At 66.7% G+C, this 12,701-nt stretch carries 13 protein-coding genes; 3 read left to right on the forward strand and 10 right to left on the reverse strand.

Annotated features, from left to right (window positions below):
- Positions 1-63: 63 nt before the first annotated feature.
- Complete coding sequence (locus tag MU856_RS04410; protein ID WP_234180170.1) at positions 64-639, forward strand: hypothetical protein; 576 nt, start codon at positions 64-66, stop codon at positions 637-639.
- 120 nt (positions 640-759) lie between these two features.
- Here the strand turns inward: MU856_RS04410 and lexA are convergent, their stop codons facing one another.
- The 4 genes from lexA to MU856_RS04430 form a co-directional block, all read right to left on the reverse strand.
- Positions 760-1,443: a transcriptional repressor LexA gene (gene lexA / locus MU856_RS04415; RefSeq protein ID WP_058813269.1), complete on the reverse strand. Its 684-nt coding sequence runs from the start codon at positions 1,441-1,443 to the stop codon at positions 760-762.
- A 65-nt stretch (positions 1,444-1,508) separates the two neighbouring features.
- Positions 1,509-2,699, reverse strand: coding sequence for a molybdopterin molybdotransferase MoeA (locus MU856_RS04420; protein ID WP_263588449.1), 1,191 nt, complete (start codon positions 2,697-2,699; stop codon positions 1,509-1,511).
- Complete coding sequence (gene moaC / locus MU856_RS04425; RefSeq protein ID WP_062902226.1) at positions 2,696-3,169, reverse strand: cyclic pyranopterin monophosphate synthase MoaC; 474 nt, start codon at positions 3,167-3,169, stop codon at positions 2,696-2,698. The genes MU856_RS04420 and moaC overlap by 4 nt, the downstream gene beginning before the upstream one ends.
- Before the next feature lie 15 nt (positions 3,170-3,184).
- Positions 3,185-4,414: a sensor histidine kinase gene (locus tag MU856_RS04430; RefSeq protein ID WP_263588450.1), complete on the reverse strand. Its 1,230-nt coding sequence runs from the start codon at positions 4,412-4,414 to the stop codon at positions 3,185-3,187.
- A 160-nt stretch (positions 4,415-4,574) separates the two neighbouring features.
- Here MU856_RS04430 and MU856_RS04435 point away from each other — a divergent pair, with 160 nt between their 5' ends.
- On the forward strand, positions 4,575-4,988 hold the full coding sequence (locus MU856_RS04435) for a hypothetical protein (RefSeq protein WP_263588451.1): 414 nt from the start codon (positions 4,575-4,577) through the stop codon (positions 4,986-4,988).
- A gap of 57 nt (positions 4,989-5,045) precedes the next feature.
- Positions 5,046-6,047: a fumarylacetoacetate hydrolase family protein gene (locus tag MU856_RS04440; protein ID WP_263588452.1), complete on the forward strand. Its 1,002-nt coding sequence runs from the start codon at positions 5,046-5,048 to the stop codon at positions 6,045-6,047.
- 73 nt (positions 6,048-6,120) lie between these two features.
- Here the strand turns inward: MU856_RS04440 and MU856_RS04445 are convergent, their stop codons facing one another.
- The 6 genes from MU856_RS04445 to cpaB all read right to left on the reverse strand — a co-directional run bounded on the left by MU856_RS04445 (position 6,121) and on the right by cpaB (position 12,687).
- The gene (locus MU856_RS04445) at positions 6,121-7,167 is read right to left on the reverse strand and encodes a type II secretion system F family protein (protein WP_217373288.1); all 1,047 of its coding nucleotides are present in this window, start codon (positions 7,165-7,167) and stop codon (positions 6,121-6,123) included.
- Between the two features lie 13 nt (positions 7,168-7,180).
- Positions 7,181-8,152 carry a type II secretion system F family protein gene (locus tag MU856_RS04450; RefSeq protein ID WP_263588453.1) on the reverse strand — a complete coding sequence of 324 codons (972 nt, stop codon included), beginning with the start codon at positions 8,150-8,152 and terminating at the stop codon, positions 7,181-7,183.
- A gap of 69 nt (positions 8,153-8,221) precedes the next feature.
- Positions 8,222-9,490, reverse strand: a complete 1,269-nt coding sequence (locus MU856_RS04455) for a pilus assembly protein CpaE (RefSeq protein ID WP_186403072.1) — start codon at positions 9,488-9,490, stop codon at positions 8,222-8,224.
- Positions 9,487-10,134 carry a CpaD family pilus assembly protein gene (locus tag MU856_RS04460; protein ID WP_263588454.1) on the reverse strand — a complete coding sequence of 216 codons (648 nt, stop codon included), beginning with the start codon at positions 10,132-10,134 and terminating at the stop codon, positions 9,487-9,489. The genes MU856_RS04455 and MU856_RS04460 overlap by 4 nt, the downstream gene beginning before the upstream one ends.
- Positions 10,135-10,157: 23 nt before the next feature.
- Positions 10,158-11,663, reverse strand: a complete 1,506-nt coding sequence (locus tag MU856_RS04465; protein WP_263588455.1) for a type II and III secretion system protein family protein — start codon at positions 11,661-11,663, stop codon at positions 10,158-10,160.
- Position 11,664: 1 nt separating this feature from the next.
- Positions 11,665-12,687, reverse strand: a complete 1,023-nt coding sequence (gene cpaB, locus MU856_RS04470) for a Flp pilus assembly protein CpaB (protein WP_263588456.1) — start codon at positions 12,685-12,687, stop codon at positions 11,665-11,667.
- Between the last annotated feature and the right edge of the window lie 14 nt (positions 12,688-12,701).

A 12,701-nucleotide genomic window follows, 5' to 3' on the forward strand; every position in this document is an offset into this window, starting at 1 on the left:
CTCTTTCACTCAGGCTGCCGGCCGCGAACAGGGACCGCGGCGGATTTCGGGGCTGCCCCTAGCATGGCGACAAGCACGCTTCAAACGCCCATTGCCGCGCAAACGCTTTCATGGTTCGGCGCCTTGCCGGCGGCGCTCGAGAGGCGCCTGGAGACCGAGTGCGAGCGGCTGCCGCTCTGGCTTCCCGTGGCCTTCGGCGCGGGGATCGCGCTGTGGGTCGCTTTGCCGACCGCGGCGCAATGGATCGGGCTTCTTTGCGCCATGGCGGGGATGGCGGTGCTGCTCGCACAGCCGCGCCCCGACCTGCTCGTGACCGGCGACGGGCGGCATATCGCGGCCGCCGTGCCGGGCGGCGGCTATGCCATGCTGCGCGATCGTGCCGGCGATTTCGTACGCGACGCGATGGCCGAAGCGGCGGGGATCGACACGCCGCTCGTTGCGCTCGGCGATCTCGACCATGTCGATTGCAATCGCGATTTCTGCCGCTGGACACAGGGCAGAGGCGATGCGCCGCGCGTCATCCTCGCCGCGCACGGCGCGACCGGATCGCGGGTGAGGAGATGGCGGCCGCCTGCGCCGCCGCCGATGTGGTCATCAGCGAACGCTGGCTACCGCGCGAATGCGTCGCGCGCTGGCTGACGATCGACCGCGATACGCTGGAACAAAGCGGCGGCCTTGTGCTCTATCTGGGCACAAAGCCGCGGCTCGTTTCGGCGCTGCGCGCGGGCGATACGCATCCATGGCGTCGCCCGCACGAGCTTAGTGGTAACGACGAAGCAGTCCCGACAGCCGACCTTGCACCATAACGCGATCGGCTTCGTAACGCTGCGGTTCATAGGCGCTGTTGGCGGGATCGAGGCGCACCATCCGGCCTTCGCGGTGGAAATATTTGAGCGTTGCGTCCTGTCCGTCGACGAGCGCGACGACGATATCGCCCTCGCGCGCGGTACTCGCCTTCTGGATCAGCGCATAATCGCCGTCGAAAATCCCCGCCTCGACCATCGAGTCGCCCGATACTTCGAGCGCATAATGTTCGCCCGCGCCGAGCAACGCGGCGGGAACGGCGAGCCGGTTATAATCCTCAAACGCCTCGATCGGGACGCCGGCGGCAATCTTGCCGTGCAGCGGCACTTCGATAATGTCGTTCGCGGCGATGGGCTTCAGCGCCGGTGCGGGCTTGCGCAGCGGCACCACATTGTCACTGTCGCTCCGCGTTTTGGGCTTGGCCGCATCGGGCAGCTTCAACACTTCGAGCGCACGCGCACGATTGGGCAGGCGGCGCAGGAAGCCGCGTTCCTCGAGCGCGCTGATCAGCCGGTGGATGCCCGATTTCGACTTGAGGCCCAGCGCCTCCTTCATTTCCTCGAACGACGGCGAGATGCCGCTGGCGTCGAGCCGTTCCTGGATGAAGTGGAGCAGTTCGTGCTGCTTCGCGGTCAACATCGGTCGTTCTCCATTATGGCGTTGCTGGACATAAGGGGAACGATAGTGGAACAGACCGGAACTTGTCAAGCGATCGCGATATAGTTTGCAAGCTCCCCCGCCGCGCGGGGTGCTGCGCCGATATCGCGGACGATCAGCGCGTTGGCAGAGATCAGCGGTTGCGTCTGGCCGCTGTCCTGTCCGTCGCAGGGGGTGAGCAGTCCCTTGTCGAGGCGCGCGCGCAGATAATCGCGCCTTGCCCCGCCGGGCCCGAGTGGAACCGCGAGGGGGGCCTGGCTGACCTCCGGCAACGGCGCGGCCGCCCCGGCAAGGTAGCGGACGAGCGGTAGCAGAAAGAGCGTCGTGGTCACGAACGCCGAGGACGGATTGCCCGGCAGGCCGAGCAGGATCGCGTCGCCGATCCGGCCGGCGATCAGCGGCTTGCCGGGGCGCATCGCGATCTTCCAGAAATCGAGCTGCCCGCCCGCATCGTCGAGCGCGCCGCGGACATGGTCGTGATCGCCCACCGACGCGCCGCCAACGGTAACGATGACATCGTGCCGCCGCGCCATATCGCCCAATATATTGGCGAGAACGCCGCGATCGTCGCGCGCGCGCAGCGGCAGCGTGACGTCGGCGGGTTCGGCGGCGAGCATCGCGGCGAGCATCGTGCCGTTGCTGTCGGGTATCTGACCGGGCGCGAGCGCACGCCCGGGCGCGACCAGTTCGTCGCCTGTCGTCAGGATCGCGACGCGCGGGCGTCCCCCGACGATCAGGTCGCCCGCACCGCCCATGATGGCGGCGGCGAGCGCGCCGGGAGAGAGGAGACATCCCGCCGTGAGCAAATGCGCTCCCGCTGCAAAATCGCTTGCCCGGGCGCGGACATGGCGTCCACGCGACGCGGGGCCATCGCCGGTGAGCGTCAGGCGCGCGCCATCGGCGATGACATCCTCTTGCACCACCACGGTATCGGCATTGGCCGGCAGCATCGCGCCGGTGAAGATGCGGATCGCTTCGCCGGGGCCGAGCGCGTGGGCGGGCGCGGTGCCGGCGGCGACTTCGCCGGCGATCGTCCACGGACCGGGCAGATCGGCAAAGCGGATCGCATAGCCGTCCATCGCCGACAGCGCCGCGGCGGGCTGGTCGCGCCCAGCGACGACGTCCTGTGCAAGATAGCGCCCGGCGCATTGCGCCACGCCGATATTGTCGGCGCCGAGCGGCGGCTTCAGCGCCAGCAGCCGCGCCTGGGCCTCTTCGACCGCGAGCAGCGCGCTCATGCGGCGCGCCAGTCGCCCGACCGGCCGCCGCTCTTTTCGAGCAGGCGGATATCGCCGATTACCATGGCCCGGTCGAGCGCCTTCGCCATGTCGTAGAGCGTCAGCAATGCGACGGACGCGGCAGTTAGCGCCTCCATCTCGACCCCCGTCGGCCCGGTCGTCGCGGCGGTCGCACGGACCGAAATGCCATCGGCCTCCCAGTCGAAGTCCACGGCGACGCTGGTCAGTGCCAGCGGGTGGCAGAGCGGGATCAGCTCGGCGGTTCGCTTGGCCGCCATGATGCCGGCGATGCGCGCGGTCGACAGCACATCGCCCTTGGGCGCGTCGCCAGCGCGGATCGCGGCGAGCGCTTCGGGCGTCATCGTGATGCGGCCGCCGGCGACGGCACGCCGACCGGTCGCGGCCTTCGCGCCGACATCGACCATATGCGCCGCGCCGCTTTCGTCGAGATGTGTTGGTCGGTTCGTCATCGATGCGGTCCTTTGTCAGTGCGCTTCGGACAGCGGGAAGGACACGGACACGCGTGTGCCCTTACCAACTTCGCTTTGAATATCGAGCTGGCCGTTATGCCGTTCGCTGATGTGCTTGACGATCGCCAGCCCCAGCCCGGTGCCGCCGACCGAGCGGCTGCGCGCTTCGTCTACGCGGTAGAAGCGTTCGGTGAGGCGCGGGAGGTGATCGGGCGCGATCCCTTCGCCTTCGTCCTGGACCGACAGACGGACGCGGCGGCCTTCGCGCGTCAGTTCGACCGTCACCGGGGTGCCGGGGCGGCCGTATTTCATCGCGTTGGAGACGATATTGTGGACGAGCTGGCCGAGCTGCGCCGCGTCGCCCAGCACCGGCTGTGCAGCGTCGCCGAGGCGATCGACAATGTCCTGCGGCCGCGCCTCCGCACTGTCCTTCATCTGGGCGAGCGTATGGCGGACGATGGCGGCGAGATCGACCGGGGTGGTCGGGCGGCGGAAGCGATCGGCTTCGACCCGCGAGATCGACAGCAGGTCGATGACGAGCTGCTGCATCCGCCGCGCCTCGCGCTCGATGATCGCGAGGAAACGGTTGCGCGTCGGGGCATCGGCCTCGTCGTTCATGTCCTGCAATGTCTCGACATAGCCGAGGATCGCGGCAAGCGGCGTGCGCAGTTCGTGACTGGCGTTGGCGACGAAATCGGACCGCATGCGGTCGGCGGCATCGATCGCCGAGCGGTCGGACAAAAAGATGATGCGGCCGCCGTGCGACAGCGTCGCGATCCGCATTGTCCAGCGCTGGCCGGGCCGCGGATAGTCGGCGAGATCGACGGTCATCGCGCCCGTGTCGACGTCGCCAGCCGACAGCCATTCGGCCGCCACCGGATGGCGGATCGCGGTGCGGATGTCGGCGCCGACGATGTGGCGTCCGAGCAGGCGGACCGCTGCATCGTTGGCGATGGCGACGACATTGTCGATTACCCCCAGCACCGGTTCGCGCTCCTGATCGGCCCAGCGGGTGAAATCGGGATGGCGCAGCAGCAGCGGCGGTTCGGCGGGGACCGGAGAGGCGACGGCAGGCGGCGTTGCGGCGGGCGGCGGCTGCGCGCCATAAACAAGGACCGCGCCGAGCGCCCCTGCGAGTGCCAGGATCGCGATCGAGGCAAGGTCGCCGCCGACAAGCGCCGCGAAAATCGCCGCGACGGCGACAAGCGTCAGCGCCGCAACCAGGCTGGACAGGCGGTCGAACATCGACGCTGCGCCTCGCACGAAGCGGCGCGGCGCGCAAGGCGCTTCGCGGGGCGGTGCATCGGGTTACCATCGCGGCGCAGCCTGTCCCAAAGCGGGAAGGGCGCGGGAGGCGGCCGGTCTTTTGCTTTTCCTAAAGGCTTCACTGGTTTAATGCGCGGCCATGGAAGACAGCGACATCCCGACCGAAGCGCCCGCGACCGGCGACGAAGCCGTTCCCTCGCGGCGCAAGATGCTCGCGCTCGGCGCGGTCGGCGTGTCGGCGGCGCTGACCATCCGCCCCGCCTTTGCACAGACCGCGGTATCGGTGATGAACTGCCAGATTCCGGTGCCCGACGCATCGGCCGCCGGCCGCTACATCGACGCGGCGGGCAAGCTTGTCCCGCCGGGGACCCAGGGGGCGTTTCCGGGCGCGGCGCGGCCGTTCACCGGCGAGGAAGTCAAGCGCGCCTTTCGCGGCCAGACGCTGCCAGGCACCAGCTACAACCAGTCGCAGGCCTATCTGCAATATATCCGGCGCTTGCAGGCGGGGCAGAGCGGCTTTACCTGTTTCGCATCCATCCAGATGCCGCGCTGATCGTCGCTCCCCCCTTTGCGATGATGGTTCGCCGGCATCGCAGACAAAGGGACAGATGTGAAACTAGCTTCGCTGAAAGCCGGGCGCGACGGCCGGCTCGTCGTCGTTTCGGACGACCTCGCCTGGTATGCCGACGCGACCCATATCGCGCCGACGCTGCAGGCGGCGCTTGACGACTGGGCGGAAACGGCGCCGCGGCTGAAGGCGCTTGCCGAAGATATCAATCACGAGGCGATCCCGCGCGAGCGCTTTCACGAGCGCGACGCTGCTTCGCCGCTGCCGCGCGCCTATCAATGGGCCGATGGCAGCGCCTATGTGAACCATGTCGCGCTGGTGCGGCAGGCGCGCGGCGCCGAAATGCCCGAAAGTTTCTGGCACGATCCGCTGATGTATCAGGGCGGCAGCGATGCCTTTCTGGCGCCGCGCGATCCGATCCCGCTCGGCGATCCGGCGTGGGGCTGCGACATGGAGGCCGAGGTGGTGGTCGTCACCGGAGACGTGCCTATGGGTGTCGATGCCGAAACGGCGCGGAGCCACATTCTGCTCGTCGGCCTGACCAACGACGTGTCGCTGCGCGGGCTGATCCCCGGCGAACTGGCCAAAGGCTTCGGCTTTTTCCAGTCGAAGCCGTCGAGTGCGATGTCGCCGGTGTTCGTTACACCCGACGCGCTCGGCGACCGGTGGCAGGACGGCAAGCTGCACGGCACGCTGTGCGTCGACCTCAACGGCCAGCCGCTCGGCCGCGCCGATGCCGGCGTCGACATGACCTTCGACTTCGGCCAGCTGATCGCCCATGCCGCAAAAACGCGCGACCTGCGCGCGGGGACGATCATCGGATCGGGGACGGTGTCGAACCGCGAGGCCGATGGCGGACCCGGCAAACCGATCAGCGAGGGCGGGCTCGGCTACAGCTGCCTTGCCGAGGTGCGGACGGTCGAGACAATCCGCGACGGCGAGGCGAAAACGCCCTTCATGCAGGCAGGCGATACGGTGCGGATCTGGATGGACGACGAGCGCCACCACAGCATCTTCGGCGCGATCGAACAGACGGTCGCCTGACGCGCCGGCGGCAAAAAAGAAGGGGCGGGAATGATCCCGCCCCTTTTTTGTTGGGTTTGCGATGCGGCGTTCGTCAGGGCTTGCCGCCGCCGAGGCTGCCGCCCGACATCGCATCGCTGAGCGAGCAGGCCGCCGGGCCCAGGATAACGATGAACAGCACCGGAAGGATGAACAAGATCAGCGGTACCGTCATGATCGCGGGCAGGCGCGCGGCCTTTTCTTCGGCGCGCATCATGCGTTCGTTGCGGAATTCCGCCGACAGGACACGCAGCGCGCTGGCAAGCGGCGTCCCGTATTTTTCGGTCTGGATCATGGTGGTGACCACGCCCTTCACCGATTCGAGGTTCACGCGATACGCCAGATTTTCGAACGCTTGCCGCCGTTCGGTCAGGAAGCCGAGTTCGATCGAAGTCAGCGCGAATTCCTCGCCCAGTTCGGGATAGGCACGGCCGAGTTCCTTCGAAACGCGGGAAAAGGCCGAGTCGACGGTCAGACCGGCTTCGGCGCAGATGACCAGCAGGTCGAGCGCGTCGGGAAGGCCTTTGCGGATCGCGTCGGTGCGCTTTTGCCGCTTGTTCTGGATGAACAGGTCGGGCGCCTTGTAACCGAGGATGAGCATGGCCATCGTCGCGCCCGAACGCTTGAACGGCGTCAGGTCGGGCCACATGTCGACCCAATAGATGAGCAGTGCCGCGATGCCGCCGAAGACGATCGGCAGGACGAGGCGGCCGAAAATGACCGCGACGGCCAGATCCTTCGACCGGATGCCGGCCTGCGCCAGCTTTTGCTGCACTTCCTTGATCTGGCTGTCCTGCAGCACCTGCAGCTTGCCGAGGAAGGTGCGCATCTTGTCGGCGGTATGGTTCTTGCGGACGAGGCGCGCGCGGCGCTTGGCGGTCGAGGCGGTGATGCCGGCCTTCAGCTGTTCGCGGCGATCGTTGAGCGCCTTCACGCGCTTCGCCATCGGGTCGCGAACGGTCAGCGCGCCGTAAATGGCCACCATGACCGCGAAGATGCCGACCGCAACGAGCATGGTCGAGGCCCAGACGACGTCGACGCCCAATAGCGTCGGGCCCTGCTGCGCTCCGGAGAAGGCGGTGAGGAGGAGGGTGCTGTTCATGCTGCGTCCTTCCTCAGATTTCGAACGAGATCATGCGCGACATGATGAAGGCGCCGATGCTCATCCACACCAAACCGCCCAGGCCAGCGACGATCAGCCGCTGTTCGAAGAAGAAGCCCTGCAGATAGCCGGGGTTCATCGACCAGACGACGCCGAAGACGAAGAACGGCAGGGCGCCGACGATATAGGCCGAAGCCTTGGCTTCCGAAGACATGGCCTTGATCTTCAGCTTCATCTGCGCGCGCTTGCGCAGCACGTCCGACAGATTGGCCAGCGTTTCGGCAAGATTGCCGCCCGTTTCGCGCTGGATCGCGATGGTGATGCAGAAGAACTGGAATTCGGGCGTGCCCAGCATTTCTGCCGATTCCTGCAACGCCTGTTCCATCGTGTTGCCGATGCGGATGCGTTCGACGATCCCGCGAAACTCCTCGCCGACGGGGCCGGGCAGCTCCTGGCTCACCACCTGAAAGGTCTCGGTCACGGGAAGCCCCGATTTCAGACCGCGAACGAGCAGGTCGATCGCGTCGGGAAAGCGCGCATTGAATTGGAGGACGCGCTTCTTTATGGTCCGCCCGACCACCATATGCGGAAGCCCAACCCCGGCGAGCAGCCCGAACATCAGCGCCAGCATGAAAGGCGCACGCACGGACAGCATGCCGCCCGCAACGATGACGAACAACGCCATCGACGCGAACATATATTTGCTGAGCGTCCAGCCCTTGCCGGTCCGGCGAAGGCGCAGTTCCATCAATTCGCGCCGCGGCATCAGGCTGCTGATGCTGGTGTTGCCGCTATTGCCAGCGGCTGCGATCGTCTTGCGCATCTGGGCCGCGACGACTGCCTCGGTCGAGGCCGCGTGGCGATCCTTCACCGACGACAGGCGGCGGCTCTTGGCCTTGCCGGCAGAAGGTCCGGCGAAAGCCAGCGCCAGCATGCCGACCGCCAGCAACGCGGCGCCGAATGTTAGGATGATTGGCAGGTTCATGATCGCCCTTTGCCCCGTTCCCGCTGTGGTCGCGGCGGCGGCCGGCCTGCGCCGGCCCCCGTCACGTGCTTATTTCGCGCCTTTTTTGACGAGCGTACCCAGACCGCCCAGCTTGCCGAGCAGCGAGCCGCCCGATTTTGCTTTCGCCGGTGCCACCTCTTCGGCTTCGGCATCGGCCCCGTCGAGGACGACGCGCGTCAGATTGGCCCAGACCTGGCCGGCCTTGGTTCCCTTGCACACCTCGGCATAGGATTTGCCGAGCTTGGCCGCCTGCGCGACAAGCTTGGGGTCGAAGGGGACTACGATATCGATCGCGCGCTCGATCGACGATTCGAACTCCTTGCGCGACAATTCGCCGATCGTGGTCTGGAACTTGTTCGCGACGAGCACGACGCGCGCGCCCGGCACATTCTGTTTGAACCACGACAGGAGACGGATCGTATCGCGCGCCGAAGCCAGCGTGACGTCCGTAACGAGCAGGATCGTCCCGCATTCCGACACGAGGTGCGGGAAGGGGATCAGAACCTGACGCGGAATATCGACGATCGTCATCTCGAACGCGTTCCGCAGCTCTTCTTCGAGCTGGTAGAAGGCCGAACCGTCGGTCATCACCGGCTGGTGGATCGGCGCTTCGGCCGACAGCAGGCTGAGCTTGTCCGAGGCGCGCACCATGGCGCGTTCGATGAACAGCCCGTCGATACGGCTGGGATTGTCGATCGCGTCGATCAGCCCGCGGCCGGGTTCGAGATCGAGCGTCAGCGCACCGGTGCCGAAATGCACGTCGAGGTCGAGCAGCGCGGTCTGGCGGTCGGCCTGTTCGCTGATCGCCCAGGCGAGCGAGGTCGACACCATCGAGGCGCCGACGCCGCCGCGCACGCCGACGACCGCCATCATGTGGTGCGGTTTGTCGTCATGCATGTCGGCATGTTTGGGGGCCGAAAGGATCGCCTGCGCATTGGTCAGCGCGTCGCGGACCTGATCGAGCGACAGCGGTTTCAGGAGGTAATCCTGAATGCCGCTCGACAAGAGATCGCGATAGAGGCGAACGTCGTTGACCTGGCCCGCTGCGATGACGACGGTGCCGGGTTCGCAGACCTCCGCCAGCGCGTTGATGTCGTTGATCGGATCGCCCGACTCGGACATGTCGACGAACAGGATATTCGGGCTCGCCGAGACCGACAGCGACTGCACCGCGTTGCGCAGGCCGCCCTTGTTGCACTTCTCGATGGGCCAGCCCATGTCGGCGGCGGCGACGCGGATCAGCTCCAGCGTATCGTCGTCGCACACAAAGGCGTTGAACGGGTCACGCAGCCCGGCTGCTTTGAAAGGCGCGTTCACTGGCTTCCTCCGCTGTTGCTGGTCGCCTGTCCGCGCAGATCACCTGCGCCCGTCGGCGGTTTGTCGCGATAGGTCTTGATCGCGCGGGTCGCGGTCGTCGGATCATTGTCGCGCTCGCTGGTGCCCTTGATCAGATCGTTGGGATCGGCGACCATCGCGGCCAGATTGCTGTTCGTCGCGCAGCCATAGTTGGCCGAGGTCGCGTTATTGACGTTGATCGCCGAACGGCTCGACCAGTTGGGGCAGCTCGGCACCGAAGCTGACGCCCGCGTCACGATCACGCGAACATAGCCCGGCGCGACCGCGCCCGTCGTCACTGGCACATCGCCGCTGAGCAGCAGGCCGCGGCGTTCGACCATCTCGCGGATCGTTTCCTTCGCGCCGCTGCTGCCATAGGCCGACGGGTCCTCGATCGCGATGCGATCGCCGTAACGGACGTTCATGGCATCGAGCCAGCCCTGCAGACGGCCTTGCTCGCTGGGGGCAAGGTCACCGCTCGCCGCCGCGACGTCGAACTGATAGATGTCGTTGCGCACCACCGGCTGATGCACCGATTCAAGGCTGCGATTGCTGTTCGCGGCACCCGCGCAGCCGGCGAGAGTGGTTGCCAGCGCCAGGACGGTCCAAGTTGCGATTTTCTTCATCACGTTGCTCCTGATTGCCAGCATCACTTCTTGAGGTTGAAGCCGGGCGCCGCATCGGGCGAACCCGCCCGCGGCCGGTCGGCATCGTTCACCGACGTTTCAAGGCGCGGTTTGGGACGATCGCCGCCCGTCACGCCATCGGTCTGCTGGTTGAGCAGCAGGCGCTGAAGGTCGTTTGCGTCCTGATAGCCATCGGTCGGCAGCTTGATGTCGTTCGCCGACACCGGCTTGACGAGATAGGGCGTCACCACGATCACCAGTTCGGTTTCACCGCGGCGGAAGCTGTCCGATTTGAACAGCATGCCCAGGATCGGCACGTCGCCGAGGCCCGGCACCTTGTCGATGGCGCCGATCGAACGGTTGTTCATCAGGCCGGCGATCATGAAGCTTTCGCCCGACCCGAGCTCAACCGTCGTTTCGGCGCGGCGGATCGTCAGCGCGGGGATCTGGAACCCGTCCATTTCGATCGCGCCTTCGGTTGACAGTTCCGACACTTCGGGACGGACGCGCAGGCTGATGCGGCCATTCGACAGCACCGTCGGCGTGTAGGCCAGGCTGACGCCATATTTGCGATATTCGATCGTCGTGCCGGCGAAGTTGCCGGGGATCGGGATCGGAAATTCGCCGCCCGCCAGGAAGTCGGCGGTTTCGCCCGAAATCGCGGTCAGGTTCGGCTGTGCCAGCGTGACGACCATGCCCGACCGTTCGCCGAGATCGAGCGAGGCCATCAGGTCCATGCCGAACAGGCGGCCGGCGGCGCCAAAGCTGTTGGTGCCGGCGGGAACGGTGAAATTATAGGCCGTCGTACCGGGCGCAACCGGCGGATCGCCTTCGCCCGGATAGAGGATCGAGCCCGGCGAGCGGCCGCGCACGATGCTGCCGAGGAAGCCGTTGCCCATCGCCCCGTCGCGATCGCGCGACAGCACGTTGCCGTTGATTTCCTTGACGAGCGTGCGGTTCACTTCGGCGATGCGGACCTGCAGGTTGACCTGCAGCGGCGTCGCGGTGCGCAGGCGCGACAGCACCTTCGTCTGTTCGCCGACAAACGCCTGGACGAGGCGTTCGGCCTCGGCCGCATCGTCGGGCGACTGGACAGTGCCAGTCAGCAGGACGAAGCCGTTCATCGTGTTCGACTGGATCTTCGCGTCGGGCATGGCGAGCGACAGCATCTGGTCGATCGTTTCGATATTGTTGCCGACACGGGCGACCGTCGAATAGACGACGCGGCCGTTGCCGTCGGTCGCATAGATGCTCGTTTCACCCGGCGCCTTGCCGAAGATGTAGAGCTGGCGCGACGAGCGGACCTGAACGTCGGCAACCTGGTCGTTGGCGACGAAAACGTCCGACATTGCTGCCGGCAGGCTGACCAGGCGGCCGCGGCCGACCGACAGGTCGATGCTGCTGCTGGCGTTCTGAATGGCCTGCGCAACGGCTTGCTGCGCCGGGGCGGAGATCAGCGTCGCTGCAACCAGGCCGACGGCCAGGGTGCGGGCGAGGGCCGCCGCCTTGAAATTGGCTTTGCTGTGCATCTTACTTACCCCCAACCGGAACTGCGGTCACTTTGTCGCCACGGGTCACGCGGACCACCGGGCCGATCGGCACGGCGGCGGCCTGCGGGCTGCCCGCTGCAATCGGCATGCCGGCGGGCGGGCGCGGCGCCGAGACGCGGCCGCTGACCGGAACCCAGAAGCGCGAGACGTCGCCGCCCGTGGTAGCGGTGCGCGACGGGGTCGGACGACCGGCGGCATCGGCCATCATCCGGCGCTCGGCCGCGCTGCCGCCCTTGGTCGGCACATTCACGTCGCCCGACGCGATCGCCGCTTCGAGTTCGCCGGTGTTTTCGGCGAGCGGACGCAGCGCGAGCGATAGCTTGCCCATATTTTCGGCGACCGCGATGCGTTCGGCGATGTCGGGCGTTGCTTCCAGCGTCACCGAGCCGAAGGTGCGCACCGGCGTCTTGCCGGTTTCGTCTTCGGCGTCGTAGCGCTGGTCGGTGGCAAGGACGCGGACGTTCCGCACGATGGTTTCGGCGGTGTAGAGCTGGTCGTCGGGATAGGAGCTGCCTTCCTTGACCGCGATCGTCTGCGCAAGCAGCACGTCGACGCGGTCGCCCGGGAAGACGAAACCGGCGACGCCCTGTTCCTGCGAAACCTTGACCGTGACGGCGCGCATGCCCGGTGCGAGAGCGGCGGCGAGGAAGCCGCGGTCATCGGGATGGACGAGCGAGCCCTGGGTCAGCGGCTGGCCGGCGGTGATCGGGTAGCGCACGACGGTGCCCACCAGCGTATTCACGTCGGTCTTGTCCTTCAGGAAATAGGCCTTCTCGACCAGCTCCTTCGGCCACGGCTGATAGCGGAAGCTGTCGGGGCCGATGATCGTGCCCGTCGGCAGCTGCCGCGTCGCGACGAGGATCATGGGGCCGTTGATTTCGGGCGCCGCTGCTGCGCGCGCCGTCGGTGCGGAGGAACCCCGCATCATCTGGTTGACCCCGAACGCCGCGCCGATCGCAATGATCAACGCGCCGACGATCAGCATAATCTTTCGCGTATCCATGACGGTTTTTCGCC

It is taken from the genome of Sphingopyxis sp. GC21 (assembly GCF_025727575.1).
GTDB classification, from domain to species: domain Bacteria; phylum Pseudomonadota; class Alphaproteobacteria; order Sphingomonadales; family Sphingomonadaceae; genus Sphingopyxis; species Sphingopyxis terrae_A.

Coding starts and splice junctions, on each gene's coding strand:
- MU856_RS04410 (WP_234180170.1), top strand. CDS start 64: ATGGCGACAAGCACGCTTCAAACGCCCATTGCCGCGCAAACGCTTTCA.
- lexA (WP_058813269.1), bottom strand. CDS start 1,443: ATGTTGACCGCGAAGCAGCACGAACTGCTCCACTTCATCCAGGAACGG.
- MU856_RS04420 (WP_263588449.1), bottom strand. CDS start 2,699: ATGAGCGCGCTGCTCGCGGTCGAAGAGGCCCAGGCGCGGCTGCTGGCG.
- moaC (WP_062902226.1), bottom strand. CDS start 3,169: ATGACGAACCGACCAACACATCTCGACGAAAGCGGCGCGGCGCATATG.
- MU856_RS04430 (WP_263588450.1), bottom strand. CDS start 4,414: ATGTTCGACCGCCTGTCCAGCCTGGTTGCGGCGCTGACGCTTGTCGCC.
- MU856_RS04435 (WP_263588451.1), top strand. CDS start 4,575: ATGGAAGACAGCGACATCCCGACCGAAGCGCCCGCGACCGGCGACGAA.
- MU856_RS04445 (WP_217373288.1), bottom strand. CDS start 7,167: ATGAACAGCACCCTCCTCCTCACCGCCTTCTCCGGAGCGCAGCAGGGC.
- MU856_RS04450 (WP_263588453.1), bottom strand. CDS start 8,152: ATGAACCTGCCAATCATCCTAACATTCGGCGCCGCGTTGCTGGCGGTC.
- MU856_RS04460 (WP_263588454.1), bottom strand. CDS start 10,134: ATGAAGAAAATCGCAACTTGGACCGTCCTGGCGCTGGCAACCACTCTC.
- MU856_RS04465 (WP_263588455.1), bottom strand. CDS start 11,663: ATGCACAGCAAAGCCAATTTCAAGGCGGCGGCCCTCGCCCGCACCCTG.
- cpaB (WP_263588456.1), bottom strand. CDS start 12,687: ATGGATACGCGAAAGATTATGCTGATCGTCGGCGCGTTGATCATTGCG.